This is a genomic window from Anaerolineaceae bacterium oral taxon 439 (assembly GCA_001717545.1).
In the GTDB taxonomy this organism is placed as follows: domain Bacteria; phylum Chloroflexota; class Anaerolineae; order Anaerolineales; family Anaerolineaceae; genus Flexilinea.
This window is the reverse complement of record CP017039.1, coordinates 1306157-1332335: the sequence shown is the minus strand read 5'-3', so window position 1 is coordinate 1332335 and position 26179 is coordinate 1306157. Positions and strand designations below refer to the sequence as shown.

The following is a 26179-nucleotide window of genomic DNA, read 5'->3' as shown; positions in this document are numbered from 1 at the left end:
GTAAAAACCCAAATCAGGAGACCGAAAGCCCATGTACTTTATTCCCAACGAAAATCTGGACCCAACCCTCAACCTCGCTATGGAACAATATATCCTCAGCGGATTGAACCTCGACGAAGAAATCCTCTTTTTCTTCATCGACCGCCCGTCGATTATCGTCGGACGGCACCAGAACACGATCGACGAAATCAACCTCGACTACGTCAAAGCGCAGGATATTCAGGTCGTCCGCCGGCTCTCAGGCGGCGGTTCCGTTTATCATGACCTCGGCAACCTCTGTTTCTCGTTCATCCTCCCCTTCCCGAACCAGCCAGTCCCCGATTTTTCGTCGTTCACGGAGCCGGTCATCCGCGCGCTGCGGACAATGGGCGTCCCGGCGGAAAAAAGCGGACGCAACGACATCCTCGTCGAAGGCGCGAAAATTTCCGGAAACGCGTATTACCATAATAAATTCGGAACCGTCTGTCATGGGACGCTGCTCTTCAACACGGATCTGACCGTTCTGGCGCGCGCTCTCAACCCAAAGCCGGAAAAACTCAGCGCGAAAGGGGTCCAGTCGGTCCGAAGCCGCGTGACCAACCTGAACGGTTATCTTCCCGGGATTAAAACGACCGTCGAATTCCGCGAACGGCTCCTTTCCGAAATTGCGCGCGACGCGAAAACGATCGAGCTGAGCGACGCCGACCTCGCGAACGCCGAGGGAATCGCCGACGAACGCTATCGGAATCCGCTCTGGACATTCGGGACCTCGCCGAAATATACGCTGAAACGGACGCGCCGCTTCCCGATCGGTGAAATCGAGCTGCGGATCGAGGTCAGGGATAACATCATCCGCGACGTCGTTTTCTTCGGCGATTTCTTCACGTCGCAGGAAATCGACCCGATCGTCGACGCCCTCCGCGGCTCCGAACTCGAAACCGGCGCGCTGACCGCCGCGCTGCGGTCGATCGACTGGAAAGCCTGGTTCCCGACGATTCAGGAGGAAGACTTCGCCGCTTTCGTCGCGCAGGGCGATTGACGCGGGATACCGTCTATTTTACCGGCTTCAGGTCGCGATACTCGGAACGCAGCTTCCAGCAGCGGATCGCCGCCTCGCGCTGAATCGCGAAATTCATTTTCGACGCGCCGGCGATCCGTTCGCGGAAATAAATCGGAATTTCGCTGAACCTGAACCCGAGCCGGGTCGCGACGAAGTTCATTTCCACCTGGAACATGTACCCGTTCGATTTGATCCGGTCCAGCGGCATCGCCGTCAGCGTCGTCTTTCGCCAAAGTTTATACCCGCCAGTCGCGTCCCGGATCGACAGCCCTAAAATCGCGCGCGCGTAAAGATTTCCAAATCCGGAAAGGAGCTTCCGGAAAAGCGGCCAGTCCTCGTCAAGCTTCCCGCCCTTTACGTACCGCGAGCCGATCGCTACGTCGTAAGCTTTAAGCTCCTCCGCCAGGAGCGGGAGCTTCTCGATCGGATGCGAAAAGTCGGCGTCCATCTGCCCGATGAAATCCGCGCCGTCCGCGATCGCGCGCTGAAATCCCTGAATATAGGCGGTTCCCAGTCCGAGCTTACCGGCGCGATGCAGAACGCTGATCCGCTCCGCGTATACGCCGCGAAGCTCCTCCGCCAGATCGCCGGTCCCGTCGGGACTGTTATCGTCAACGATCAGGACGTTCAACCCATCCATCCCCAACCCGAACAGCTTTTCCATCAACAGCGGCAGATTTTCCTTCTCGTTGTAGGTTGGAATTACGATAGTCGTTTTCATGAGTCATTCCGCTTTCTTATTTTTAAGGTATTTTTCGCGCCAATCGGGGAAACGCGCTCCGACCGACGGATTATAATATAGACGTCGTTCGCTTATTTTTGCGCCGGAGGGATCCGGCGCAAAAATATGACTGAATTATATCGCGAAAAAGATTTAAACGGCGTGGATTCGCCCGCCGGAAACCGAAAGGGAACCAACAATATGAAATTTCTCCAAAAGACGCTTCTCCTTCTCGTCGGAACCTGCTGCGCGCTTTACGCGCGCCCGACCGCGGCGCAGGGCCTCCAGCTCATTACGCTCCAGCCCGGTCCGATCGAGTCAGAGCCTGCCCCCACAGCGCCGGCAGCCGAAAACGGTTCGCCCTGCATCAACGGGGAAGACGCGAATGGGCAATGCCTCTACGTTCCGGTCGAAGACGCTCCGACCGCGGCGGTCCCGCCGACGGAGCCGGGCCCCGAAAAGGCGAGCGGAGCCGAAGAAGCCGATTCGTTCGCGCCTGAGACGCTGGATCCGGCCCTGTCGCAGGTATCGTACACCTACGCGAAGCTGAATATTGAAAACTGGGAATCGGCGAATATTTATAATTCCGCGGCCGACGCGGCCGCCGGCGCGAACCCGATCAAAACCATTCCTCCCGGCGGAATTCGCTACGTATCCTATATCAACCGAGCCGATATTGACGGAAGAAAATACGTCCTCGCGAAAAACGGCGGCTGGCTTCGCGCCAGTCCCGCCGCCGTCTCATCCGTGACCCTCGGGCGGACCTTCGCGACTCCGCCGACGACCAACTTCGGCTGGGTCTTCGAACCAACCTACCCGTACCTCGCGCCCAACTATAACAGCGGAATGGACCCGAACGTCTTTTACAACCGCGAAGAGGTCCTCCAGGTCTATGAAATCGTTGAGAACGAAGCCTCGACCTGGTTCCGTGTCGGCGAGAATAAATGGCTCGATCGGATTCATTTCCGCGCCGCGATCATCAACAGTCAGCCGCCCGCGGAAATCACCGCCGACCGCTGGATCGAAGTCGACCTCGCCGAGCAGGTCGTCCTGGTTTACGAGAACCGGCGCCTGATTTACGCGGTCATGGTCGCGACCGGCATGGAACCGTTTTTCTCCCAGCCGGGCGTCTTCAAAATTGAAACAAAAAAAGAGGCTGAAACGATGACCGGGTCGTTCGAAGCCGATCGATCGGACTACTATTCGCTCGACGACGTCCCGTTCGTCATGTACTACGATCAGGCGCGCGCGTTTCACGGCGCTTACTGGCGCGCGTGGTTCGGAATCGAGCAGAGTCACGGATGTATCAACATGACGATCGGCGACGCGCACTGGCTTTATAACTGGGCGAACGAAGGCGATCCGGTCTGGGTCCACGACCGGACAGGAAAGACCCCGACCGATCCGTCGTTCTACGGAGCCGGCGGCGCGTAAAAGACCTCCGGCGAGCCGATCCCCATTATTCGTCCGAAAACGACGCGTCAATTGAGGCCATCGGCTCGCCGCTTTCGAGGCGCTCCGCGACCTCGTCATATTCAGGCCCGACGCTCGCCCCGCTCTCCGTCTTCATCTCGCGCATCATCTTTCCCAGCGCGCGCTCGTCCGTTCCCGGCGAACGGACCCGTTCGTCGGCTTCGCGGAAAACGCTGAACCGGTCGTTCCGGATCGTCTGTACGCGGTTCAGCTGCCTTTCAACCCGTTCGGACCGGCAGCACGGACAAGACACGCGCGCAGCGTCGAATTCGTCGTAAGACAGCCGCGTTTCAAATCGCTCTTCGCAGTCGCGGCAGCGGAATCGGTAAATCGGCATGCATCCTCCGTCATCAGTCCATTTCATCGGAAGCGGACCTGGTACCTGATTCCATTATAATCACAGAAACGACGCGGAACGGTCGGCGACCGATCCCGTTTCAACAGAACAGCATGACAGAAAGAATTCCTTATTTTAAAGTAATCCCTCCCGACCCGCTGATCCTGATCCTTTCCGGGCTCTCCGGCGCCGGGAAAGACACCGTAATCGAAACCCTGAAGCGTGATCCCGGATTCAGGTTTCATTTCGTTGTAACGATGAATACCCGCGCCCCGCGGGAACATGAAGTCGACGGCGTCGATTATCACTTTATCACCCGCGAACATTTCGCCGCGATGATCGAGCGGGACGAGCTCGTCGAATACGCGAAAGTCTACGACGACTATAAAGGAATCTCCCGCGCTGAAATCGACCAGGCCTTCTCGACCGGACACGACCTGCTCCTCAGGATCGATCATCAGGGCGCGCGAAAAGTCAAGGAACAATATCCGCAGGCCATCTCGATTTTCATCATCCCGCCCGACTCGGAAACCTGGAGCCGCCGCCTGATCGGACGCGGAACCGACAGCGCCTCCGACCTGCAGACGCGGTTATCCACAGCGAATCAGGAACTCGATCATATTTCCGACTTCGACTACCTCGTTATCAACGATTCGCTGGAACAGACGAAAAAGTCAATTCTGACGATTATCGAGGCGGAACGCTGCCGGACGATCCGAAACCATATCCGCCGCACGCCGATCGATCGCGAAACCGCATGAACGCTCCCGCCGCTCCCGAAACCTCCCCTGCGCCGATCGCCCGCCCCATAAAAAGAAAGACTGCCGGGCTGCCGGTTATGACGATCGCGTTAGCCGCTTTCACGGCGATCGTCTTCCTCGCGCAGCAGATTACCCAGGCCTGGTACGGGTATGACCCCGTTCTCGAATTCGGCGCGAAGTACGGCCCGCTGATTTTCTACGGCGAAGCCTGGCGGCTGATCACCCCTGTCTTTCTGCATCTCGGCTGGGGACATTTTCTATCGAATATGTACTCGCTCTACGTAATCGGATCGAATATCGAACCCGCCTGGGGGAAGAGCGATTTCCTGATCTTTTACCTGATGACCGGGTTTACAGGCAACGTTTTCTCGTATATTTTCAATTTCCGGACAATCTCCGCCGGCGCGTCAACCGCTATCTTCGGGACTCTCGTCGCTTCAGCGTTCCTGATCCTCAGGAACCGCGATTACCTGCGCAGCCCGCAATCAGCGCTGGGGCGAATCGGTACGGTCATCGCGCTGAATTTCCTTTACGGTCTCCGCGCCGGAATCGATAACTGGGGTCATCTCGGCGGCTTCGTCGGCGGAACGCTGATCTGCGCGCTGGCCGCGCCGAAGTTCGCGCCGTTTTACGACGCCGCGAGCGACAGGACGGTTTTCAGGGACAGCGTCCCGAAAACGCGCCGCCGAATAACGTTCGCCGCCGTTTTCCTCCTCTTTGCTGCCGCGGTCATCCTGTACAATCGGACGCTCGTCCGCGGGTAGATCCGGGAAGATTTCCGCTGCGGGGATGACGGCCTGATTTATAATAGTGCCTATGACCTACCTTCAAGCGCTTCTTCTCGGCGTCGTCCAGGGCCTCGCCGAATTTCTCCCGATTTCCAGTTCAGCGCATCTCGCCCTCGTCCCTTACTGGTTCGGTTGGCGGCTCGACGAAAAAACCGTCTTTCTTTTCGGCGTCCTGGTTCAGATGGGGACGCTGATCGCGGTGATCGCCTGTTTTTTCTCCGATCTCCGGGAAATCCTGCGCGCGGCGTTTCGCGCTCTGCGCCGCGGTCAGCCATTCGCCGATCCCGACGCGCGGCTCGGCTGGTTCATTCTCCTTGGAACGGTCCCGGCGGGACTGATCGGACTGATCCTGAAACCAGCCGTCGAATCCGCGTTTTCCGAACCGCGGATCATAGCGGCTTTCCTTTACCTGACCGCGATTTTTTTGTATTGGAGCGATCGCGCCGCGAAAAAAACGCGCCAGCTTTCAGATCTGACCGCTGTTGACGCGCTCCTGATCGGCCTGGGGCAGGCGCTGGCGATTTTTCCCGGCGTTTCCCGCTCCGGCGCGACGATCGCTGTCGGACTGGGACGCGGTTTCCAACGCGCCGAGGCCGGACGCTTTTCGTTTCTGCTGTCTGTCCCGATTATGATCGCCGCTGGAGTCCTATCCGTCCTCGACCTCGGCAACGCCGCGCTCCTGACCGAATCCGCGCCGAAACTTATCCTGGCCGCGCTGACAGCGGCAGGGACCGGCTTCTTCGCGATTCGCTGGTTCCTCGGTTATCTTGCAAAAAAAACGTTGACGGTCTTCGCGGTCTACTGCGCTGTCGTCGCAACCGGAACGCTGATTCTGACGCTGGTCCGCTGATCGGGTCGTCCGCATGCGCCGCCTGCGTCAAATCGTTCATCAGCGTCTCCGCCGTCGCCTCCCGGCGTCCGGAAGGCCGCACGGCTCGATCCTGAAAAACGTCCTGATCGTTTTCGGATTCAGCGCGCTCGCCGTTTTCGCCGCACTTCTTTTCGCGTATGTGCGCCTGACGCAGCGTCTTCCATCTCTGACCGAATTTGAATCGCGGATTAACGCCCGTCCGGAACCCACCTTTTTTACCGATCGAAGCGGGCGGGAACGCGTTTTCACGCTCCGCTACCCAGCCTTCGAAGCGGCGTCCGCGCCGCGCTATCCGGCGTTCGAATCCTATTCGAAAGAGCTGCTGCGCGCGATCGTCGCCGCGGAACAGCCCGACTTCATGCAGGATGGCGGCGGGCTGTTCGCCTTGCGGAATTTTTTCGACCCGGAGCCGCAGCGGATCAGCGAGAAATTAGCGCTGATCGTTTTCAAAGAGCGCCTGGGGACGGGTCTGGGACGGACGATCCGGCTGCGGATCGTCGGTTCGCAAATCCAGAAGCTCTACCCGCGCGAAAAGCTCCTGATCGCGTATATCGAAAACGCCTGGTTCGCGCAGTTCTCCATCGGCGTCCGCGCCGCGCTCCGTACCTATCTGGATAAAGGAATCGACGAAGCGACGTTCGCCGACGGCGTCCTTCTCAGCGCCATCCTCGATAAACCGGCGCTGAACCCGATCGATTCGCAGGGCGCGATGCGGACCGTGTACTTAGCGAAAATCGACAGCCTTCTCTCAGACGAACGGATCACAGCACAGGAAGCCGAATCGCTCCGCGCGCATAGCTTCCTGATATTCGAACCTCCGGAACCGGAACGATCCATCCCACCGAACCCGATCCTGCAAAAAGCGATTCAAAGCGCGATGGACGAATTCGGCGTTGAAACGGTCGAACGCGGCGACCTCGCGATCCAAACGACGATCGACGCCGAGCTGCAGGCGTATTTAAACTGCCTGACCGGGGTTGTTCCCGACGAACCGGCGCGACGGGGGGAAACGGAAGCGCCTGAAACCGGAGCGGACGAAACGGACCAACCGGACGGAACCAGCGCTGAGGAGGATCAGGAGCCCGACGAAAGCGCTCCGGTAACCCGTTGCCCGATTTTCGGCGAAAGCGATGATGATCCGACGCGCGCCGGGCGGGAAGCGGAATACCGGGAAATCCTGCGCAGCGCCGAAGTCAGCGCGTACGTCCTCGACGTAAAGACGGGAAACGCCCTCGCCGGGATCCAGGCGGCCTCCACGCCCGACGGATCGCGGATCAGCGAGAAAGCCTTCAGGACTTACAGCCCTGGAAGCGTGCTGACGCCGTTCGCGGCGCTGACCGCGTATAAAAACGGCTTTTCGCCCGCTGACGGCGTCTGGGACATCCCGTCGGCGAAACCCGAGCTCGTTCCTGTCGCTTATCTTCAATCAGGCCAGACCGAATCAGGACCGATCCGCCTTCGCAGCGCGATCACAGAAGATCGCCTGGCTCCGATTGTCGAGCTGACGCGGGAAATCGGTTCGGATAAAGTCCTGAAAACGTTAAGCGAATTCGGGCTGTCGAATTGGAGCGGACTGAACGCGGAACGCCTTTATTTTAACGGCGGCTATGTCAGCGTCGAAGGATTGGCCTTCGCCTACAGCGCGTTCGCCGGCGGTGGACAGCTGAGTGGGACGGTCTCCGGCGGCAGGGGCGATTTCCTCCGCCCAAGAACCATCCTTCACGCCTTTACCCGCGACGATCCCGACGCGATCGTCCTTCAGCCGCGCGAATCGCTCCGGCTCGTCGACGAGTCGCTGGCCTACCTGATCAATCATACGCTCAGCGCGGAAAATCAGACCTATCGCTATATCGACCGTCCGGCGGCGGTCAAGCTCGGAAAAACGATCGAGGGAAACGCGCGCTGGCTCGTCGGCTACACGCCCGACCGCGTTATCGCGCTGCGAATCGGGGGAAGAAGCTTCCCGGCGGCAAAAATCGAAGCGGCGGCGATCGCGCTTTTCCGCGCCTTGGCCGAACGGACGCTGCGCGGCGTTCCGCCCGGCGACTGGGTCCGACCGGAGAACGTCCGGACGCGGCTGGTCTGCGCCGAGTCCGGGAAGCTCCCGACCGAGGCCTGCCCCAACTTGGTCACTGAAACGTTCCTGAGCGGATCGGAACCGACGGAGGCCGACAATTTATACCAAAGCGTCTGGATCAACGAGGAAAACCAGTCGCGATCGACCGCGCTGACCCCGCTCCATCAGCGGTTCCGGAAAACCTACCTGAACCTTCCCGACTTTGCGAAACGTTGGGCGGAACGCGAACAGATCGAAACTGTCCCGAATACCTACGATACCGTCCGGCTTGATGCGAACGAAACCGCCGATACCGTCGAAATCGTCGCGCCGGTTCCGTTTACCGACGTCAGGCTGAACCCCGGCGCGACAGGGCAAAGTCTCGAAATAACGGTGGAGCTCAACGCCGATCCCCCGGCTCAGACGCTCCGGGTCCAATACGGAATCGGGCTCGATCCAACGCAATGGTACCTGCTCAACGAAATCTCCGACGTCAGGACCGGGCGTTACAGCGCCGCTTCATTCGACTACGCGTCGCTTCCGCCGGGAATTTACGTCATCCGCGTCGCCGCGATCGACGAAGCGGGACGATACGCGTACGACGACGCTCCGGTTATCGTCCCATAACGCAGCTGATTTTTATCGAAGATTCTCCGGATCCGCCAGCTGTTCGAAAAGCCTGACCGGCGCATGATCAAACGCGTCGATCGCAATCCTGCCTTCCGTCATCGCAGTCAGCGTCCGATAATAAAGCCGATTGATCGGCGTCGGGACGCCGCGCCGCTCGCCGAAGCGAACGACCGCCCCGTTCAGGAACTCTACTTCATTTTCCCTGCTTCCCGAATGCAGGTCGATATAAAACGACGGCATCTTCGATCCGCGCCCGCCGCCGATCGTCGCCGACAGCACTTTCCGTCCCCATCTCGGCGGAAGCGTCCGGATCGCAAAACACAGCAGCCGCACCGGTACGCCGGGAATATCGACAACCGGGATACCGTACGCTTTCATGACCGCCAGTGTTTCCAGAAGCTGCTTCCTCTCGAGGTCATAACTATCCGGATCGGCGTAAACCTCCGCCGGCGTCATGTTCAGAATCGCCGAAGCCGCGTTCGAAAGCAGGTTTGAAATCATCTTGGACCACTTCATCCCCGTCCCGTCGGCGACCAATCCCGGCTTGAGCCCCGCCTTCGCAAAAGCGGCGTAAAGATCATGGGACAATGGATGCGCCGCGGCAATACCGATCCCGCGCAGCTTCGAAACCTGAATCGCGCCGCGCTCCCGCCGCGCAATCGCCGTGCAAACCGAAACCGGGACAACGCGCGCGCTGCCTAAAACCGCTTCGAGCCTGCCTTCGTTCTCAACGCCGTTCTGCAGCGATAAGAAGGGCGGGAGCCGATCGAGAACGGGCTTCAATCCGCTCAGGACCGCGTCCGTATGAAACGATTTCACGGCAAAAATCGCCGCGTCATAATCGCCGAGACGAAGCGCTTCTTCGACCGTCGCGACGATCGTTACCGTTTCCAGGCGAAGCTCGGTCCCATCCGCCTGGGTAATGCTCATGCCTTGCGCGCGGATCCGATCGACCGCGTCCGCGCGTTCGACGAACGTTACCGTCTCGCCGGCCGCCAGAAGGCTTCCGCCGACGTACGTCCCGATCGCTCCCGCTCCGATACAAAGAAATCTCATGGTCCCTCCAGTCCATCCGGAGACCAATTCCGATAACCGCCCAGAAACGCCCTCCCGCTCATCGGCTTCTTTCCAGCCGGCTGAACCTCGTCTAAAATCAGGAACCGATCCGCCGCCTTGACCGCCGGCTCTTTCCCGATCCGGACCCGCGCGCCAGGACGGGACCCGGAATCCTCGGGACCGATCCGCGCGCGCAAAATTTTCAGCGTCGCCCCGTCCAGCTCCAGGAACGCGGAAGGCCAGGGATCATACGCGCGGACGAGCCGCTCTAAAACAACCGCTTCCCTCGTAAAATCGAGCCGACCATCCTCTTTTTTGATCAGGCCGGTCAGCGTCACGCCCGTTTCAGGCTGCGCAGTCGGACGCAGCTCGCCGGATAAAATCCGCGGCAAGTCGGAAATCAACGCCTCAGCGGCAAGCCCGGCGATTTTAGCGGATAACGATCCCGCCGTGTCGTCCGGCGCGATCGCCGTTTCATGAACCGAGTAAACCGCCCCGGTATCCATTCCGGCGTCCATCCGCATAATCGAAACGCCGGTTCTCCCGTCTCCGGCCGCGATCGCGGCCTGGATCGGGGACGCTCCGCGCCAACGCGGTAAAATCGACGCATGCACGTTGATACAGCCGTATCGCGGCAGGTCCAGAACGGGCTGACGCAGGATCTGGCCGTAGGCCATGACGACGATCAGGTCCGGCTCCCAGCCGGCGACAACTTCAAAAGCCTCCGGACGCCGAAGCCGCTCCGGCTGAAAAACCGGGATCCCCGCCGCTTCCGCCGCAAGCTTTACCGCGGGCGAAGCTGCTTTCTTTCCGCGTCCCGCCGGGCGGTCTGGCTGCGTGACGACGCCGACGATCGGATATCGCTCCGCTAACGCTCGAAAAAGCGGCGCCGCGATCTCCGGCGATCCCATGAAAACGATTCTCGGCTGCTCCATGCCCCTGCCTTTCTCATAAAATAAACGCTGAACCGCCGCGCCTCAGAAGGCCCCTTTACTAAGAAAAAGCTGCCTGCCGTTCCCACCATACGGCGCCTCTCTTCAATTCAGGCCTGTTTTTACTCCACCGACTTCGCGCAGCGGAAGCCTAAATATTCACTTTCCAGGATCTCATCGCCCCAGCGGTGCGTCGTGCGCATGAAAATCGTATAGTTCGCCGCTTCGCCCATTGAAGCCGAGCCGCCGCGCCTGACGTACCCGGTTCCCTCGGCCAGATCTTCAGGGTCAACCACAATCCCGTCGCCATCGGCGAGCTCCGAAAGACGCGCGTACGTATCGGACTGATACGTTGACGACGTCCATTCCCAAACGTTCCCAGCCATGTCGAGCGCCCCATATGGGCTCGCTCCTTTCGGGAACGTCCCGACAGGGAGCAAACCGTAATCGTCCGGCGTGATCCCTTCCAGCCGTTCAAATATCGGCGTATTCGCGGTAGCGTTTTCGCCCGTCGGCGCGTCGTCGCCCCATGGGTAAATCCGCCCGTCGGTCCCGCGCGCAGCCTTTTCCCATTCAAACTCCGTCGGCAGCCGTTTCCCCGCCCAGGCGCAATACTGCCGCGCCTGTTCAAACGTAACCGACATGACCGGATGGTCCTTGTAATACGCGTTCGATAAGATCAGCGTTCCGTTCTGCTGGCAGCCGCCCTCATTGACGCATTTCAGGTACTGACCGTTAGTAACTTCATGCTGATCGATCCAGAAGCTGTTCAGGAAGACGCTGAGCTGCGGGCGTTCGTCGCCAAAAGCGGAAGCGTCGTTCGTCCCCGCGCCCATCAGGAAAACGCCCTCCGGAACAAAGACCATCTCCGCGTCATCGCGATCGCTGGTGATAAGCCTCGGCGTTTCAGGGATCGATCCGGCGGTATCCGGCGTTGCCTGCGGCGTGTCGGTCGGAGGAAGCGGCGTCTCCGTCGGCGGGACCGGCGTCGGCGTCATCGTTTCAGTCGCGGTCGCGGTCTGTGTCGGCGTAAACGACAGCTGCAAAATCAGTTCATAATCTTTGGTCGCGTTGATCGAGGCTAAGGTCGCCTGAACTGCGTCGATCGTCGGCGTCGGCGTTTCCCGCGGCCCGAAGATCGTCTTCCCCATTTTCGAATTCCCGACGGCCCAGATCAGCCCCGCGACGATGCAGCCCGCAATCAGCACGGCAAGGAGCCGGAAAAGGAAACGGTTCGGACGCGCCGCCGGCTGAGCTTCTGTGGAAGCGGGCGACTGCGCGTGCGTCGCTTGGAAAAGCCTGAGATCCTGAGCCGCCTGCGCGACTTCGATCCGTTCCGGTGCGGTTCCCGGCTGGCGGACAACTGAATGAATCGTATTTTCGTCATAAATTTTAACGACGATCGCGGAAATATCGATCGTCGGATGCCGCCGCTCAATATCGTCCAGCAGGCGGCGGCAGATTTCCTTTGGCGTTTCAGCTAACGACGCTTCGAGAAACTCTTTCTTCCCGGCGAAATTCGTCAGCCCTTCGCTGCAGATAATGATCAGATCGTCGGCCTTCAGCTCGATTGCGTCCAGAATATCAACGATAATTTCGTCGGTCGCGCCGATCGCGTTTTCCTGAATCGCGCCTTCTCCGTCCTGCGCGCCGGCCTCCTCGGTCATCTTATACGCGACGCCGCCGCGCAGGATGAAAACCGAGCAGTCGCCGATCGTCCCGATCACCGCATGCCCGTCGACGACCGACACCGCCGTTACCGCTGCCTGGAGGTCCTGACGCTCCGCCTGAGCGTAATAATACAATTCATGATTCGCGTTTCGAATCGCTACGGCGATTTTATTCGCCTCGGCGTATTCGCGCGAACGGAAATAATCGTAAAGAACCTTTTTCGCAACGAAAGCAGCGGAGACTTCCGGCCGGTTCGTCCCGCTGACCCCGTCCGCCATGACGTATAAATTCCCGGAGCCAACGTTCCCCTCCGGCTCCTTTTCAAAGAAGACCGCGACGTCCTGATTAACGTCTCTTCCGGAGCCGCGAATCTTCCCGGAACAGCCGGCCGCATAAAGCTTCTGATAGTTCGGTTTCTCGCTCATTTTCTCAAATCCTCTCAACGCGCAGCGCAACGCCGTTTTCGCACCGCCTTACTTCACAAGTATAAGGCAATAATCGACCAATTTGCCTGACCTGATTTTCAATCGGCGGCTAAATCGCGGCTTGCCAGGACGTCGACCCCGGTTCCCGCCGCGTCTTTCAGGATCACGTCGCCGATCCGAACCGGCGCGGTAACGGCGACCGAGCGGAGCTGCGTCATGACGTCGCGGATCTTCGCTTTCGGGATCGGACGTTCGGTCGCGACCGGAACGACCGGATGAACCCCATGGATCGCCCGTACCGTCGACGCGATCATGCGCCGCGGGTCGTTCAGCTCAGCATTGGCATAGGCTATCCCGCGCCTGCAGGCGTTCCCGCTGACGCGGAGCTCGCCGCTCATCTCCCGCTCCACGCGCAGCCGGCAACCGCGCGGACAGGTAATACAAATCAGATCCTGACATGGGTTCCCAGTTTCCACCCGTTCCCTCCTTCGCCTTTACGCCGTAAGTTCATCCAGCGGGACCGCGTCGATCCGCAGCGCGTCCGCCTCCTCAACCGCGTTCCGGAGCGACCGCGCGATCGGAACGGTTATCATCTCACCGGGACGCGCGTATGGGAAGCGCTTCCGCGCCAATACGTTCGCGCCGGCGCAAAGCTGAAGCTCGACCGCCCGCTCGATCGGCGCCGAAACGCGAAGCTGAAGCGGGATCGCGCGTTCGTCGAGCGTCTCCGGATGGATCCGCTGCGGAACGACGGAACGGACGTTTCGCCCTGCGCCAACTGGGATCACCTTCCGACCCGCGACGCTTTGCCCCGCCGCGTAGAGAGCGGCTGACCGCCCGGCGATCGCCGCCGCCGCCGAAACGGAATCGACAAGGTCGTACACCTGAACGACGTTCCCGGCGCCGAAAAAACCGGGAACGTTCGCCGCGTACGCGTCGTCGACGACCGGCCCGCCGATAAGCGGATCGAGCTCGATCCCGGCACGGCGGCTTAATTCGTTTTCCGGCGTCAGCCCGACCGACAGCAGCAGCGCATCGCATTCGACGATCCGTTCGCTTCCCGGAACCGGGCGCCATTTTTCGTCAACCGCGCTGATTTCGACGCCTTCGACACGCCGTTTCCCGAAAATATTCGTAACCGTATGACGGAGGAGGAGCGGGATCCCGTAATCCTGAAGACACTGGACCAGATTTCTCGACAGCCCCGACAGGTATGAATTGATCTCCACGACGTATTCAACCTTCGCCCCTTCGAGCGTCAGACGGCGCGCCATGATCATCCCGATATCGCCTGAACCTAAAATAACGAAGCGCCTGCCCGGAAGCTTCCCGTCGATATTGACCCAGCGCTGCGCGGTCCCAGCGGTCATCACGCCCGCGGGCCGCGACCCGGGGATCCGAAGCTGAGCCCGGCTCCGCTCGCGGCAGCCCATCGCAAAGACGACGGCTTTTCCCCGATAAGCGCGGATCCCGTCGCGATCGTTCGTCGTCATGACGCGGAAATCCGGATCGACGTCGCTGACCATCGTGTCGAATAAAAACGACACGCCGGCGTCGGCCGCGCGATCGATAAACCGCTGCGCGTACGCCGGGCCCGGTAAATCCTCATTAAACGTTTCCAGCCCAAAGCCGTTATGGACGCACTGCTGAAGAATACCGCCGGCCTCGATTTCACGATCGATGACCAGGACGCCGTCCGCGCCCTGCGTTTTCGCCGCGATCGCCGCCGCCAGTCCGGCCGGTCCCGCCCCGATCACGATGACGTCGAACTCCGTATCAAGCCGCCCCTGATTCATCGCTCCCTCCGTCCTTCGTCTCTCCGAAGACGAACTCCGAACCGGCGTTGTTCTTTCGAACCCACTCGACGGGAATCCCGAGCTCCCGAGAGAGGATCCCGACGACGCGGGTCAGGTCGAATCCCCCCTGGCAGCGGCCCGTCCCCAGCCACGTCCGCCGCTTAATCGCGTCATACGTCCGCGCCGGGATCGGCGAATGGATCGCGGCGACGATCTCGCCCTCCGTGACCATCTCGCAGCGGCAGACGATTCGCCCATAGCGCGGGTCAGCCTCGATGACGCGCTGTTTCCCGTCATCGCTCAGCATGCGCATCACCGGCGGACGCTTCCGGATCGGGTCCCAATCCGCCTTTTCGATCAATTCATATCCGGTTTCCCGGATCAGCGTTTCGATCCGTTCAGCGATCGCGGGCGCCGACGTCAACCCTGGGGACTCGATCCCGCCGCAGTTGATCAGCCCGGCCGCTTCCGCCGCGCGTTCGACGATAAAATCGCCGACGTAATCGACGTCCGGGTTCAGGCAGCGCGCGTTTCCAGCGGCGCGCAGCCCGGCGAACACGGCGATCGTCCGTCTCAGGTCGATCGAGGGAACCAGCTTTTTCATATTCGCTTCCAGATACGCCTGACCTGTCTTCGAAATCGAAGCGTCCGTTCGATCGTCGATCCATTCCGACGTGGGGCCGACGATCGTATTTCCATGCGTCGTCGTAAACACTAATACGCCTTTTCCTTTAAGACTCGGGACCGGGAAAAGGACCTCGTCCAGGGCAAACGCGTCCGGATCGAGAACGCAGTATTCCCCACGACGCGCGCGGATCGAAAACTCGGGCCGGCAGCCCGCCCGATGCATCACGATATCCGACTGCAGCCCGGCGCAGTTGATCACCCAGTCGCAGCGCGCCTCGCCTTTCGAGGTCCGTACGCCGATAATCCGGCGCCCGTCAAAAATAAAATCTTCAAATTCCGTTTCAAGCGCAAACTCGGTTCCGTTCCGGACCGCATTTTCCGCGGCGGCTACCGTCGCGCCGAAGGCGTCGACGACGCCGGCGGTCGGCGCGTAAAGCGCGCCGCTGACCTCCGGATTCAGGAGCGGAACGCGCGCTTTGACCGCTTCGCCGTCAAGGAGCGCAAGACCGGGGACGCCGTTCGCGATCCCCTGCCGATAAAGCGCGCGAAGCGCTTCGACCTCGTCAGGCCCGACCGCCACGACATAATCGCCGGTCCGCCGGAACTCGAAATCAAGCTCCCGCGCCAGCCCCTCCCACATCGCGTTGCCGCGAACGTTGAGCTCCGCCTTCAGCGTTCCCGGAACCGGGTCGTATCCGGCGTGAATCAGCGCGGAATTCGCCGCCGACGTTTCCGCGCCGACGTCGCTGTTCCTTTCGAGAACTAAAACGTCCAGATCGAATCTCGCCAGCCGACGCGCCGTCATGCATCCGACGATCCCCGCGCCGATGATCACCACGTCATAGCGTCCCTGCATAAGCCTTTCCCCGCTCCCTCTTCTCTCTCTTCGCGCCCCGGCTTCCGCCGCTGCCTTAAAAACGAGACTACAGGAAATTATACAGTTTCCGTTAAAAATGCCCCTATAAATCTTAATCCAATTCATGGAAATCGTGGAAAATCCGGCGTCATCTTGAATAACTGCGATTTTCCACAGGCAAAAAAATCAGAACAGTCCAAAAGACCTTTTTTAATCTGAGATTCAGTATTGACAAAAGGAATTTGGCCTGATAGAATCATCATATAAGATAAATGCTAAATCATAAGTGATAAAAGCTCCTGCTGTAGGATCTTTTCCTGATAAGTTGACTTATCGCTGATACGCGCCAATCATTTTTTATTCGAAATTTTTTATTAATTTGTTGTCTACAGATTTTCAATTAAATGAGGCAGGTCAGAAATCTTATGAACAATTCTTCAGCACCCGAAAACCAACGTTTTGTAATCGATCCAGATTTTGGAACCTTGTGTGCGCCAGCGAGGTCATCACCACTGCACGAAATAGCGATATATTATCCTGCCCGAATCCACATACTCGCATTACACCAGAAATCGATCCCTGAACCGGAATCGGCCGCATATCTACTTTAAGCTTTCGGTTCCGTCAAATGGATTTCAATGTATTAGCCCCTCGGAACATACTATAGAAAGGAGGTAAAAAAGTTTTCCGAGAGGTTTACTACACAGAAATAACGTTTTTGAAAACAAGGAGAATTAGAAAATGAAAAAATCTTTAGCGTTAATTTTAGTCATCGTAATGCTTCTTTCAGCTTTAAGTGGGATTGCCTCTGCGCAAGAGAAGCATTACAAAATCGCGTACGTGCCAACGACAATGAATAACGCGTTCTGGCTCGCACTGGAAGGTCCGATCAAGGAGGAAGTCGAAAAAAGAGGCGATGAATATATCTCTGTAGACGCTCAAAACGATCAAGCCCGCATGAACGACATGATCGGCGATCTGATTGCGCAGAAAATCGACATCCTGTTAGTCGCGCCACAAGACTCAGCCGGAATTGAAAGCGCATTAGTCGCTTGCAAAGACGCCGGAATAAAGGTCGTCAACTTTGACACGCCGGTCGCAAATACCGATTTAGTCGAGACGATCATCGCTTCGGACAATTATAACGCCGGCGTCGTCGTTGCAAAAGACATGATGAAAAAGCTCGAAGAGGGATCAAAAATCGCAGTCATGCATTCACCCGCGGGAGGCGCATGTATCGATCGCGCCAACGGCTTTTACGATACGATCAAAGATTACTTTGAAGTCGTAATCGAATTAGACGGTAAAGGCGATACCGGCGTGACGCTTCCTTTGGCCGAAGATGTGCTCCAAAGTACGCCTGATCTCAAGGCTTTCTTCTGTGTCAACGACCCCTCGGCGATGGGAGCTGTTAACGCACTCGCGGCCCATCCGGAAATGAAAGACGTCCTGATTTACGGCGTCGACGGCAATCCGGACGCGAAAAAACTTATTCTGGATGAAAAAATGACCGGAACCGCGGCCCAATCACCTGAAACGATCGGAAAAGAAACGATCAAAGCTACATATGAATTACTCTCCGGGAAGGAAGTCGAAAAAAATATCGTAGTCGATACGTTCCTCATCACAAAGAAGAATGTAGAAGAATATGGAACCGACGGTTGGCAATAAGACACTGGAACCCCAATCTTTTGCCATATAGCTACAACTAAATAATTGATGCTGGGAACGGCGGAATGAATCATGACACAATCATCCGCCGTTCTCAAATCTAAAATCGCAAGTGATTATATTCACAGCGACGATCTTTATCCGGAGGTTATAAGAATGCCTGAGCCATTATTGCGTATGACTGATATCAAAAAGAAATTTCCAGGCGTACAGGCGTTATCGAACGCTTCTTTAGAATTATTTGCTGGGGAAATTCTCGGCTTAATGGGCGAAAACGGCGCTGGAAAATCAACGCTGATGAATATCCTCGGTGGCGTTTATCATCCCGACGAGGGTAAGATTCAGATTGACGGGAACGAAGTAGCAGTCCACTCCGTCTTAGATGCACAAAACCTGGGAATCGCGTTTATCCATCAAGAATTAGCAATGGTCCAGCATTTAACCGTCGCTGAAAATATCTTTTTAGGGCGGGAGAAGCTAGACAGCTTCCATATGGTCAGCCAAAACGAAATGAATAAGCAAGCGAAGCCGATTCTTGAAACCGTCGGATTAGAAATCGATCCGAAAGAAAAAGTATCGCGCCTCAGCACGGGGCAGCAACAGCTTCTCGAAATCGCAAAAGCTTTTTCTCTGAACGCGCGGATCATCGTCATGGACGAACCAACCTCATCCCTATCTGAAAAGGAAGTCGAAATCCTCTTCAAAACCATTCGTCAGTTGAAAGAAAAAGAAATTGGAATTATTTATATTTCTCATAAAATGCAGGAGATTTTCGATTTGACTGATCGAGTTACTGTCATGCGCGACGGTTCGTATATAGGGACGAGAATAACAAATGAAACAAACCCTGACGAATTAGTAGAATTGATGGTTGGGCGTGAATTAGAAAAATATTATATTCGAACGTTCAACACGCCAGGAGACGTTATCCTGGACGTTCAAAATATCCATACTGACTCCGGCGTACATGATTGTTCCTTTCAGCTTCACCAACGCGAAATATTGGGATTCTATGGTTTAGTAGGCGCGGGACGATCTGAATTAATGAATGCTGTTATGGGACTTGATTCGATTACTCGAGGAAATATTTCTGTCTTTGGAAAAGAAGTCAAAAAGATCAATCCAGGAAATATGTTAAAAAACCGATTAGCCCTAGTTCCCGAAAGTCGAAAAACTCAGGGGCTTATTCTCGAAAACAGCATCCGATTCAACACAACGATCGCAATTCTCGATAAGTTTATCAATAAGCTTCGAGTTAACTTGAAAAAAGAAAAAGAACTATCGAAAGAAGCGATCGAGAAGTTCTCAATTCGATGTTCATCTTCTTTGCAGAAATGCATCAATCTCTCCGGGGGAAACCAGCAAAAAGTCGTTTTGGCAAAATGGTTATTGACCAATCCAGGAATCCTGATCATGGACGAACCGACCCGCGGAATCGACGTAGGCGCGAAAGCCGAAATATACGCGATCATGAATAAATTGGTCGCCGATGGAAACGCAATTATTATGGTTTCTTCAGAACTTAATGAAATCATTAATATGTGCGACCGACTTTTCATCATGCGTGACGGAACGATTGTCGCGGAGCTTTCTTCGGAACAGTTCGATCAAGATGTTATTTTACGCTACGCCTTAGGAGGCATATAAATGAAAGAAACAACAACGAAAAAATCAAGTTTCTTTGAAACATTGGAGCATGTTCCTGGATTAGGCAGCATCGCATCATTTGCAAGATTGAATCTGGGAATCCTGATTGCCTTTCTTCTGCTCTTTATTTTCATGAGCTTAACCGCTGAAAATTTTTTCAGCAAAGCAAATTTCCTAAATGTCATGCGGAATGTGTCCACTAACGCTTTCTTAGCCATGGGCGTAATGCTCTGCTTGATGTTAGGAGGAATTGATTTAGTTGGCGGGGCTATGATAGCGATGTCCGGTTGTATCTGCGTTGTCGGCATGACCCGACACGGTTTATCAATTCCCCTCGCAATCAGCCTCGGCGTTCTAAGCGGCGTAGCAATAGGGGTTTTGAACGGCTGGATTATCGCGTTCTCAGGAATTCACCCATTCATTGTTACGCTCGCAACCCAAAGCATCTGCCGAGGAATAGCCTATCTGATCGCAGGCGGTCAACCCGTTACGATTTATGGGAGAGATGATTTTTCGCTGATCGGGAATGGAACGCTTTTTGGTATACCTTTTCCGGTGATCTATATGGTCTTCGCTTTACTGCTCCTTTCATTTCTTCTTAACAGAACGAAATCCGGACGACATATCTATGCGGTTGGAGGGAACGAAACCGCCGCGCGTTATAGTGGAATCAATATCTATAAAACAAAAATTATTGTCTGGACAATTAGTGGAACGCTCTCAGCAATCGCTGGCATTATCTTAGCGACCCGGATGACCTCTGGTCAGCCTGCCGTCGGGCTGGGCTATGAAACAGACGCTATTGCCGCGGCAGTCGTCGGAGGAACGAGCATGTACGGAGGCGTCGGAAGCGTCGGCGGCATGGTAATCGGCGTATTGATCATCGGTATTATTTCTAACGGTCTTAACCTGCTGCACGTAAATTCGTATTGGCAATACGTTGCAAAAGGACTGATCATTCTTTTCGCAGTCTATATCGATATGGTCCGAAAAAGCCGGACGCTCCATGGGAAAGGCTAAGAACAATACACAATCTCGCTGAGTCCAACAATAAAGCAGGATTCCTCCAAGCCATGCCGCTCAGGTAAAAACCAGAAATCTGAACGCCCATGGCCTTTTTTATCATGAAATCAGAACCCGAATCATCAGCGAGATCTGAAAAGAGACCTCGCTGATGATCCAGTCATCCCCTGCGCACTGGACTACGCGCCGATAATCTTGATCAGCACGCGTTTTTCCCGTTTCCCGTCAAACTCGAAATAAAAAATCTGTTCCCAGGTCCCGAAATCCAGCTTCCCCTCCGTAATCGCGCAAACAACCTCGCGTCCCATAACCGTCCGTTTCAGATGCGCGTCTGCGTTATCCTCATACCCGTTATGGCGATACTGATCATACGGCTTCTCCGGCGCCAGCCTCTCCAGCCACGTCTCATAATCATGATGCAGTCCGGATTCGTCGTCGTTGATAAAAACCGACGCGGTAATATTCATCGCGTTAACCAGGACCAGTCCTTCGCGAACGCCGCTTTCATCGATCGCCTGCTGAACCTTCCCGGTAATATTTTCTAATCCGCGGCGCGTCGGAAAAAAGAACTTTAATACCTTTCGATAACTCTTCATGCCTGCTCCTTTCTCGCTTTCAGATTATAGCTCAATCGCGAGCCGCGCTTCCCCGCCAAACGCGGCCGCTTCCGGTATAATGAACCTAACAGTATCAAAAGACAACCCGTCGGATCAGCCTCCGACCGGAACGGAGAATTGCATGAAGAAAACTGTCGTTATCGCCTGTGATCATGCCGGATTCGAACTGAAAGACACGGTCAGAACAACCGCGGAGAGCCTCGGATGGAACGTCGTCGACGTAGGAACCTGGTCGGCGGCCAGCGCCGATTTTCCTGACTTCGCTCAGCTGGGCGCGGAAACGATCCTGCGGGGAGACGCCGACGCAGGAATTTTCATGTGTGGGTCGGGCGTCGGCGTTTCGCTCGCCGCCTCGAAAATTCCCGGAATTTACGCCTGCGTCTGCCATGATACCTACTCGGCGCATCAGGGCGTAGAACATGACGGGATGAACGTCCTTTGCCTGGGCGCCCGGATTATCGGAAGCGAACTCTGCAAGGAACTCGTCAAAGCCTTCCTTGGCGCAGAGTTTAATAACCAGCCTAATCAGATCCGCCGCTTCAATAAAATCAGGCGCATTGAAGCCGGCGACATGTACCTTGCCGACCGACTGATCAATCTCGAATCCGCAGGGCAATCGCTTTACCTGCGCTGCGACAGGCAGGACGACATCGCCGCGCTCAGCGGCCAGATCGCGGACAACCGCGTCCGCGGCGTCCTCATGACTCTTTCCGCCGTATGCGACTGCGCCTGCGCCCGGACAGCGCTGATGAACCGGGCGTTCCCCATGAGAATGCACAGGCGGACCCCGGCACAGCTTTTCGCTGAAACTGCCGCCGCGGCCGTCCGGAAAGCCGCCGCGCTCCTCCAGCCGGTCTTCAACGAAAGCGGCGGACAGGACGGTCTCGTTCTCGTCGAATACGCGGTCGAAAGCTTCGATCAGCCAGCTCAGGCCGCCGAAGACATTCGCCAGTTCTGGAAAGCGGCCAACCGTCCAAACCTGGTCATCGCGATTCCGGCTTCCGGATCGGGCCTGAAGATCGCCGAAGAGCTTCTCCATGAAGGGGTCAACGTCGCTTTCACCGCCGTTGCCGCCGAACCCGGCTTCATCAGCGCCGCACAAACCGTCCTCGAAGCGCTCGAAGATCGCTTCGCCGGAGGGAAAGCGATCGACACGCTGATCAGCGGCGTCATCTTCGAAGCGGACCGGATCGACGGAGAAATTTCGAATGGATCGGCGGCTGGCGCAGCGCTCCCGCTCGCGCGCCGGCTCGCCGCCGCGGCGGAAAAATTCGCGCAGTCCGAACGCTGGTCGGACCTTCGCGAACATGGCGCCAGGCCGTTCCGGATTGTCTGGAGCGCGGCCGCATCGACCGGGATCCGCTACCAGAATTCGCTCGTCGTAAAAAACAGCGTCGCCGCCATGACGAGCGCCCAGATCGCCGCGTATCGGGAAAACGGACGATTCAATACGCTGACTCCGGACGCAGACGCGAAAATCTTCCCGGGAAAATCGCTGGAGGAAGAAGCCAGCCTGATTGCGGCAATCAGCCGAAAATTAAAAGAAACGAAAGGAAATGACATGATTCAAGCATATTTGGCCATGCAAAACGACATTCAAAAAGCCGGCGACGCCGTTGAAAAGGCGCTCGGCGTTCTTGCTGAACCGATTTCAGCGAATTTCAAAAAAATCGAAGAAGACTCGGTCATCACGCGAATCTTCGCGAAGGATCCGACCGTCTGGACCTTCGATACGCAGGCATACCCTGAAATCCGGAATCGCCTCGGTTGGCTCGACGTTCATAAAACGATCGAAAAAAACGGTCCGGAATACAGGGAGATTCTCGAAAGTCTCCGGAAAGACGGGATCACGAAAGCGCTCCTGATCGGCATGGGCGGTTCCTCGCTCGCGCCCGAAGTTTTAGCGCTGACCTTCGCCGGCGCGGACGGGCTCAGATTAACGATCATCGATTCAACCGACCCGGGCCAGGTCCTGGACGCCGACCAGGCGCATCCGCTCTCCGAAACCGTCTATATCGTTTCGTCGAAATCCGGCGGCACCGCTGAAATCCGCGCACTCATGGACTATTTCTACGCGAAAGCCAAAGCCGAACTCGGCGACGACGCGGGAAAGCATTTCATCGCCATCACCGACCCCGGAACGCTCCTTGAACGCACTGCGGCCGAGCTCAGGTTCCGCAATATCGTCATCTCCGATCCGTCGATCGGGGGACGCTTCTCGGTTCTTTCGCCGTTTGGGATCCTTCCCGCCGTGCTGATCGGGCTGGACCCTGCTGAAATCGAACGGAAGGTCAGCGAGATCGCGAAAATCAGCGCCCCATCCGCGCCGCTCGGCGCGAACGAGAGCGCCGCGCTCGGCGTCTTTCTCGGAACCGCGGCGCAGTCCGGCCGCGATAAAATTACGATCCTGACCGACCGCGCGCTCGCCTCGTTCGGCTCCTGGCTGGAACAGCTGATCGCCGAATCCTCCGGAAAAAACGGGCGCGGGATCGTCCCGATCGATATTGAACCCGAGCTCCCCGCGGAAAAGTACGGAAAAGACCGCGCTTTCGTCTACGTCGATTTCGCCGGCGAAAAGACTCGCTTCGTCGAGGCGCTGATCGCGGCGGGCCAGCCGGTCCTGACGATCCGGCTGAACGATCCATACGATATCTTCCGCGAATTCTACCGTTGGGAATTAGCCGTATCCGTGGCCTGCGCGATACTCGGCGTTAACGCCTTCGACCAGCCGAACGTTCAGGACTCCAAAACGCGAACGGTCGCGAAGGTCAACGATTTCAAGAAGAACGGGAAATTAGACGAGCTCAGCGCCGTCTGGCGCGGGGAAGGCGTCGAAGCTTATTTCAATTTCGAGAATCCGGAGATGCAGGCCGCAAAAACGGTCCGTGAGTTCGTCGCCGCAGCGCTGAAGCTCGCGAAAGCCGGAGAAGATTACGTCGCGATTAACGCCTATATCCCGCGCAGCGACGAAACGCTCGCCCAGCTTCAGGCCTTCCGGGAGAAAATCCTGAAAACGACGAACTGCGCGACGACGCTCGGCTTCGGCCCCCGCTTCCAGCATTCAACCGGCCAGCTCCATAAAGGCGGCGCGAATAACGGCGTCTTCCTCCAGCTCGTCGCCGACGCGCCGCGCGACGCCGAAATCCCCGGCGAAGGAATGTCGTTCGCGACGTTCGAACGGGCCCAGGCGCTCGGCGATTTCGAAGCGCTTTTGGCGATGGACCGGCGGGCGATCCGGTTGAACCTTGGGAAAGCGCCGCTGACCATCCTGTAAAAAATAAAGCGTCAGGACAGGGGCTAACGCCCATCGGTGATCGGATTTGAATCATGAGAACGCCCCAGACATATAAGCCAAAAGTCTGGGGCGCTTCAGCAGCAAAAGTTACAATTTACTATTTAGCGTCAGGCTGAACGTCCCAGCCGCCGCTCCAATTATGCTGGCCATACGTGATCGCCTGATCAAGTTGTTTGCTTTGGCCCGCAGATAGCCAGCCGGTTGACAGCGAAACCTGACCGTCAATATAGATATTCGCGATCGCCTTGTATCCGTTTCCAGCCGGGACGTCCAACGTTACCGTATAAGTCGTTTGGCTGCCGCCGATCCTTCCTTCGCAGAATCGAACCCCACGAGAGTATGAACAATTCCACGCTCTGTCAGGAGGGCTGAAATCGATCAAATCATCAAAGATGATAAAACCTCCGCACAATAATATAACGATTACAGATAATAATGTTTTTTATGACCTCCCTCCTCATTCAATCACATAATTCAGACACCGATTCGAACCTGAGGAGCCGAATTCCGCGTAGAACGTTACCAGAATATCGTTCCCGAATCGGACGATTCGCTCAACCGAATCACCATCCGCTTTCCTGAACTCTCCAGATATCGTCGGATCCACCATCAGAAATTTCACCTCCTTCATCCGCGCCTCTACAGGAAACTCACCGGGATCGAAATTGATCTCCAGATAATTATTAGACCGAAGCGCTCCTTGCCCAATAATATGATCTTCGCAGGTAAAACTGTAATGAATTTCCTTTTCCTCAGCTATCTCGCCTTTGACGTAACAGCCTCCGGGAACCGTCTTATCACCCAAGAAATAGAAACGCAGCTGCATACGCTCGTCATCCACCGGATAAAATCCGTAGGAAACGACTTCCAACGAATCCCGCGTCACGAAGCTTTCGCCGGAATAAGAAGGAATTTCTACACCGCTCCCACGTAAATAGAAATCAATCGCAGGAAACGGGAGTTCTTTTTCCCAGAGGCCATCTGTTCCATCCGGCTCCGTGTAAGCCAGTTGAACTTTAACATGATCAGCGGCCAATCGCAGTTTTTCCGCTCGCGCGTTTTCAATCGCAAAACGCAAATCATAATGAATTTCGTTCGAATGAACGACCGTTCCGAGTTCCCGGGCTTCAGGACGCAAATTATCCACATCCGATTCGCATTGATCATACATCCCGATGTGGAAGCCGTATTTCAGAGGCTCCAGCTCCTCCAAATCGAGAGGAAAAATCTCCCGGGCTTTCAGCTGATTGTCAATCCGCAGCGTCAAAAATGAACCGGTTTCAATTTGCACCGGAATTACTGAATCCTCCTGCGCAAGCACGTCGACAGACCAACTGAAAACAAAGATAAGCGCAATCATGCTCAGCGCCAGAAATTTTTTATTTTTCAAATTAAACCTCCTCGCAAGATAAAACCCGTTAAATCTTTTCTTCTTCAAAACTAAGACACGTTCGTTAATTCCTCCTGCTGCTTAAAATCAGTATACAAAGATTTCAGGCAAAATTGTAAAAAGCATAGCATTCTTCAAAAAAAAACATTACAGATGTAATGTGTCTTGATTATTGCTATATTTTCTCTCATCATTGCACTTGTGTAAATATAATAGATTATATACTTCCATCATGAGTCCGAATTTGTGGATTGGCCGACTGAATCATCGCGCCATGTCCGTTCAAGTCAGACAATTTCCGGTTAACTAACGCTAACTCCAATCGTTACCCTTTATAATTAGGCAGAAACGGAGCTGCGAACGCATGATGCCCATCGAAACCTACGTCTGTATCCAACCTGACTGCCGTTTTCGATTCAGCCTGAAAGCAGGTCCGGAGCGACCGGAACGGGTACGCTGTCCGAGATGCGGCTCTGATACCGAACCGGACGGCGCCG

20 protein-coding genes are annotated in these 26179 nt (G+C 56.3%); 10 read left to right on the top strand and 10 right to left on the bottom strand.

Translation table 11 applies throughout. From position 1 onward, the window contains the following. The first annotated feature begins 31 nt into the window (after positions 1 to 31). A complete protein-coding gene (locus BEQ56_06005; GenBank protein ID AOH43069.1) occupies positions 32 to 1018 on the top strand; it encodes a hypothetical protein in 987 nt (328 codons plus the stop codon). A gap of 13 nt (positions 1019 to 1031) precedes the next feature. Here the strand turns inward: BEQ56_06005 and BEQ56_06000 are convergent, their stop codons facing one another. Continuing rightward, on the bottom strand, positions 1032 to 1760 hold the full coding sequence (locus BEQ56_06000; protein ID AOH43068.1) for a glycosyl transferase: 729 nt from the start codon (positions 1758 to 1760) through the stop codon (positions 1032 to 1034). A 126-nt stretch (positions 1761 to 1886) separates the two neighbouring features. Between BEQ56_06000 and BEQ56_05995 the strand changes: the two genes are divergently transcribed. Then, a complete protein-coding gene (locus BEQ56_05995; protein AOH43067.1) occupies positions 1887 to 3194 on the top strand; it encodes a hypothetical protein in 1308 nt (435 codons plus the stop codon). Positions 3195 to 3219: 25 nt separating this feature from the next. Here BEQ56_05995 and BEQ56_05990 read toward each other — a convergent pair whose 3' ends face one another. Then, complete coding sequence (locus BEQ56_05990) at positions 3220 to 3570, bottom strand: hypothetical protein (GenBank protein ID AOH43066.1); 351 nt, start codon at positions 3568 to 3570, stop codon at positions 3220 to 3222. Positions 3571 to 3683: 113 nt separating this feature from the next. Here BEQ56_05990 and BEQ56_05985 point away from each other — a divergent pair, with 113 nt between their 5' ends. From BEQ56_05985 to BEQ56_05970, 4 genes are all read left to right on the top strand, one after another. Beyond that, on the top strand, positions 3684 to 4331 hold the full coding sequence (locus BEQ56_05985) for a guanylate kinase (protein ID AOH43065.1): 648 nt from the start codon (positions 3684 to 3686) through the stop codon (positions 4329 to 4331). A gap of 77 nt (positions 4332 to 4408) precedes the next feature. Further along, entirely contained in the window at positions 4409 to 5095 is a 687-nt protein-coding gene (locus BEQ56_05980; protein ID AOH43064.1) for a hypothetical protein, read from the top strand. Between the two features lie 52 nt (positions 5096 to 5147). Next, entirely contained in the window at positions 5148 to 5969 is an 822-nt protein-coding gene (locus BEQ56_05975; GenBank protein ID AOH43063.1) for a hypothetical protein, read from the top strand. Between the two features lie 13 nt (positions 5970 to 5982). After that, positions 5983 to 8673: a hypothetical protein gene (locus BEQ56_05970; GenBank protein AOH43062.1), complete on the top strand. Its 2691-nt coding sequence runs from the start codon at positions 5983 to 5985 to the stop codon at positions 8671 to 8673. A gap of 12 nt (positions 8674 to 8685) precedes the next feature. On the opposite strand, the gene BEQ56_05965 is transcribed toward BEQ56_05970, so the two are convergent. The 6 genes from BEQ56_05965 to BEQ56_05940 all read right to left on the bottom strand — a co-directional run bounded on the left by BEQ56_05965 (position 8686) and on the right by BEQ56_05940 (position 16039). Then, complete coding sequence (locus BEQ56_05965) at positions 8686 to 9732, bottom strand: hypothetical protein (protein ID AOH43061.1); 1047 nt, start codon at positions 9730 to 9732, stop codon at positions 8686 to 8688. Next, positions 9729 to 10667, bottom strand: a complete 939-nt coding sequence (locus BEQ56_05960) for a methionyl-tRNA formyltransferase (protein AOH43060.1) — start codon at positions 10665 to 10667, stop codon at positions 9729 to 9731. Before BEQ56_05960 ends, BEQ56_05965 begins: the two co-directional genes overlap by 4 nt. 119 nt (positions 10668 to 10786) lie before the next feature. Continuing rightward, positions 10787 to 12760: a hypothetical protein gene (locus BEQ56_05955; GenBank protein AOH43059.1), complete on the bottom strand. Its 1974-nt coding sequence runs from the start codon at positions 12758 to 12760 to the stop codon at positions 10787 to 10789. 98 nt (positions 12761 to 12858) lie between these two features. Further along, positions 12859 to 13236 carry a hypothetical protein gene (locus tag BEQ56_05950; protein ID AOH43058.1) on the bottom strand — a complete coding sequence of 126 codons (378 nt, stop codon included), beginning with the start codon at positions 13234 to 13236 and terminating at the stop codon, positions 12859 to 12861. 18 nt (positions 13237 to 13254) lie between these two features. Next, positions 13255 to 14556, bottom strand: coding sequence for a pyridine nucleotide-disulfide oxidoreductase (locus BEQ56_05945; protein AOH43057.1), 1302 nt, complete (start codon positions 14554 to 14556; stop codon positions 13255 to 13257). Further along, on the bottom strand, positions 14537 to 16039 hold the full coding sequence (locus tag BEQ56_05940; GenBank protein ID AOH43056.1) for an FAD/NAD(P)-binding oxidoreductase: 1503 nt from the start codon (positions 16037 to 16039) through the stop codon (positions 14537 to 14539). The genes BEQ56_05945 and BEQ56_05940 overlap by 20 nt, the downstream gene beginning before the upstream one ends. 741 nt (positions 16040 to 16780) lie before the next feature. Between BEQ56_05940 and BEQ56_05935 the strand changes: the two genes are divergently transcribed. The 3 genes from BEQ56_05935 (at position 16781) to rbsC (ending at position 20377) form a co-directional block, all read left to right on the top strand. Then, positions 16781 to 17710, top strand: a complete 930-nt coding sequence (locus BEQ56_05935) for a hypothetical protein (GenBank protein AOH43055.1) — start codon at positions 16781 to 16783, stop codon at positions 17708 to 17710. A 156-nt stretch (positions 17711 to 17866) separates the two neighbouring features. Further along, a complete protein-coding gene (locus BEQ56_05930; GenBank protein ID AOH43054.1) occupies positions 17867 to 19357 on the top strand; it encodes a D-xylose ABC transporter ATP-binding protein in 1491 nt (496 codons plus the stop codon). Positions 19358 to 19399: 42 nt separating this feature from the next. Beyond that, positions 19400 to 20377 (top strand): ribose ABC transporter permease, encoded by a 978-nt coding sequence (rbsC, locus tag BEQ56_05925; GenBank protein AOH44427.1) that lies wholly within the window; start codon positions 19400 to 19402, stop codon positions 20375 to 20377. A 182-nt stretch (positions 20378 to 20559) separates the two neighbouring features. Here rbsC and BEQ56_05920 read toward each other — a convergent pair whose 3' ends face one another. Further along, the gene (locus BEQ56_05920) at positions 20560 to 20976 is read right to left on the bottom strand and encodes a secondary thiamine-phosphate synthase enzyme (protein AOH43053.1); all 417 of its coding nucleotides are present in this window, start codon (positions 20974 to 20976) and stop codon (positions 20560 to 20562) included. 142 nt (positions 20977 to 21118) lie between these two features. Here BEQ56_05920 and BEQ56_05915 point away from each other — a divergent pair, with 142 nt between their 5' ends. Continuing rightward, the gene (locus BEQ56_05915; GenBank protein ID AOH43052.1) at positions 21119 to 24271 is read left to right on the top strand and encodes a hypothetical protein; all 3153 of its coding nucleotides are present in this window, start codon (positions 21119 to 21121) and stop codon (positions 24269 to 24271) included. A gap of 478 nt (positions 24272 to 24749) precedes the next feature. Here BEQ56_05915 and BEQ56_05910 read toward each other — a convergent pair whose 3' ends face one another. Next, the gene (locus BEQ56_05910) at positions 24750 to 25682 is read right to left on the bottom strand and encodes a hypothetical protein (GenBank protein AOH43051.1); all 933 of its coding nucleotides are present in this window, start codon (positions 25680 to 25682) and stop codon (positions 24750 to 24752) included. Positions 25683 to 26179 lie beyond the last annotated feature (497 nt).